The organism is Pseudonocardia sp. (assembly GCF_025965585.1).
Classification (GTDB): domain Bacteria; phylum Actinomycetota; class Actinomycetes; order Mycobacteriales; family Pseudonocardiaceae; genus Pseudonocardia.
This window is the reverse complement of record NZ_JAOPWR010000218.1, coordinates 1-2502: the sequence shown is the minus strand read 5'-3', so window position 1 is coordinate 2502 and position 2502 is coordinate 1. Positions and strand designations below refer to the sequence as shown.

Below are 2502 nucleotides of genomic sequence, written 5' to 3'. Positions count from 1 at the left end.
GCGGTCTCACTCATCGGTTCCAGGCTCCTCGGTAGTGGGGGACAGGTCGGTGCGGCGGCCCTGGCCGGCGCGCTTCACGTAGTCGAGCGCCTCGACGGCCTCGCGTGGGTAGCCGCGCTGCTCGGTGATGCCACGCCTCCGGAGGACGTCGCGGACGCTGTTCGGTTTGATGCCGAGCAGCGCCGCGACTTCCTCGCGGGACATGAGCGGGTCGGTCATCGAGCTGCCTTGAACGCGTCGCGCACGTGGGCAGGGAAGCACCGGGCACACAGTCGGTCCGCGTCCAGGTCGAGCGTGGTCAGGATCCGCAGGATGCCGCCCTTGGTGTGATCGGTCGGGCTGACGTCGGCGAGGACGCGGTTGATGCCTGGGCGGCGTCCGCGCGGGTCGCAGTTCTTCACTCCGTACTTGCTGCCTAGATGGATCTTTCCGGTGGGGCCGGTCGTGCCGATCGAGTGGTGGGGAAGGCCGTTGCTCATGCCTAGAACCTTATCGCGTTGCGCGACAAAGTCAAGAGGGAGGTAGTTCCAGCAGCCGCTTCGCCGCCTCCGCCGCCAGCCACAAACTGCACTGCATCACCCGACCCGACCCGTCAGCCCCCGCCCGGCAACTACGACAGTGACCCGACGCGTCCGGGCGGTGATCCTGCCGGAACTTCCGCAGCATGCTCGGCGACGCCACCAACATCTCCACCAAGCCGTAGGGATCGTCGGCCACTTCTCGGTTAGACCCAGATTGCGTCGGACTCGTCACGGGCGGCTTCCTCTCGTTCCTGCTCCTCGGTCCACCGCGCCAGCTCAACCTGGTGGGCTTCGTCCGCTGCACGTCTGGCGAAGGCCGCGTCCCGGGCCTCGATCTCGGCCAGCGCCTGCTGTGCGCGCGCGACCATGGCGGCGGTGTCGTCGAGCTTCGCCCGATCCGCCTCCCGCGCCACGTCCGCCCGCTCCCGCTCGTCCTCCACAGCGAGGTCGCGGATGTCGGCGACGTCGGTCTCCAACACCGGGCCGTCCAGCACATCGACGTGCTCGGCGACGTCGTCGGCCAAGACGTCGACCTCCCGGTACGCGTCCTCCGCCCCGACCACCTCGGCGTGCGTGCGCACCCACTCATCGGCCGTCGTACGGTCCGCCGGCTGTTCCAGGTCGACCCCGCGGGTCTCCAGCTCCGCGCGGGCCCGGGTCGCCTTGTCCAGCGACACCGCCGTGTGCGCGAACCACGCCGCGCGGGCCTCATCGCTCAGGGCGAGCTGGTCGGCCTGCTCCTGGAGCTGCGCAGCGCGCACCCGCTCGGCGTCAGCCTCTTCCCGCAGCCGGGCCGCCGTCTCGGCGTCGGCCCCGTCCGCGGCGGCGTGCGCCGACCAGATCGCCGCGTTCGCGCGGGCCTTCGCCGCCTCCTGATGGGTGGCGGCCAGGTCGTCGTCGACCCACGCCGGCGCCCACGCCCGCTCCCGGTCGTACCCGGCGACGCGGGCCCGGAGCTGCCCGTCCGTCATCTCCCGCTCATCGGCGCGGGCGTCCGGCAGGTCCAGCGCCTGGTGCGCGGTCCGCCATACCGCGTACTTCTCCGCCAGCCCAGTCGACGGGGCCGCCCCGAGCGCGTCGCGCTCATCCTCATGCCCGGCCAGCTCCCGGTAGGCGGCAGCCCACCCCGCCTTGTGCTCCCACACCGCGCGGCTGAGGATCTCCTCCGGCACCGGCCCGAGCGCGTCGATCGCCCACGCCGGCGCGGTGTCGGCGATGTGCTCGCCCAGCTCGCGGCGACGGTCGTCGGCGCGTTCCGCCCGCTCCTCCAGCCACGGCCGGACCCGCTCGGCAGCGTCCGCCGGGATCAGGTCGTGGAAGCTCTCCACGTGCGGGGCCAGGGACTTCTCCACCTTCGCCTGGATCCGGTGGTACAGCACCTGCCCGGTGCTGCGGGCCCCGACCAGCGACCGATCCTCCAGCGCCTCGGTGAGAACCTGGTCGCGGTCGTGGCCGGCCAGCTCGGCGGCGCGGAGAATCCGCTCGACAGCGCCCATCGAGTCGTCGGCGGCGAGGTCGCGGCGCTGCGCCTCCGTCAGCGTCCCGGCCTCAGCCAGCCGGTCCAGGGTCGCCGACGTCGCCCCGGCCGTCGCCACCACAACACCCTCCACGAGCTCGCCGACGTTCCGCCACGTCGAGCGGTGCTCCGTCTCCGCCTCAACGATCTGCTGCTGCGCCGACACGTCGTGGCCGCCGCGCTCGAGCACGTCCGCCAGGACCGCGCGGGCAACGCGCGGCTCAACCTCCGTCGCCGCCCCCGTCGGGAGGTCCGCCGCAACGGCCTGAGTGACGACGTACGCGACGTTCGAGTCCCGGCCCCGGGTCATAGGCACGAGGAGCCCTGCCGCGTCCGTGTCGGCCCCTACAACCGCGTGCGAGGTGTCGACGGTGCGGCCCTGGCCGGCGTGCACGGTGCTCGCGTACCCGAGCGTCAGGTACTCCGCCACGTACGCCGCGGTCAGCTCGATCGTCACCCCGTCCA

Annotated in this window: 2 protein-coding genes and 1 pseudogene; all 3 read right to left on the bottom strand. The window is 72.5% G+C overall.

The window, feature by feature from the left end; translation table 11 throughout:
* Positions 1–6 precede the first annotated feature (6 nt).
* Positions 7–219: a hypothetical protein gene (locus JWR81_RS14180; protein WP_297651478.1), complete on the bottom strand. Its 213-nt coding sequence runs from the start codon at positions 217–219 to the stop codon at positions 7–9.
* Positions 216–479 (bottom strand): hypothetical protein, encoded by a 264-nt coding sequence (locus JWR81_RS14175; RefSeq protein ID WP_297651476.1) that lies wholly within the window; start codon positions 477–479, stop codon positions 216–218. Before JWR81_RS14175 ends, JWR81_RS14180 begins: the two co-directional genes overlap by 4 nt.
* 245 nt (positions 480–724) lie before the next feature.
* Positions 725–2502 (bottom strand): annotated as a pseudogene (locus JWR81_RS14170) (hypothetical protein); the annotation flags it as partial.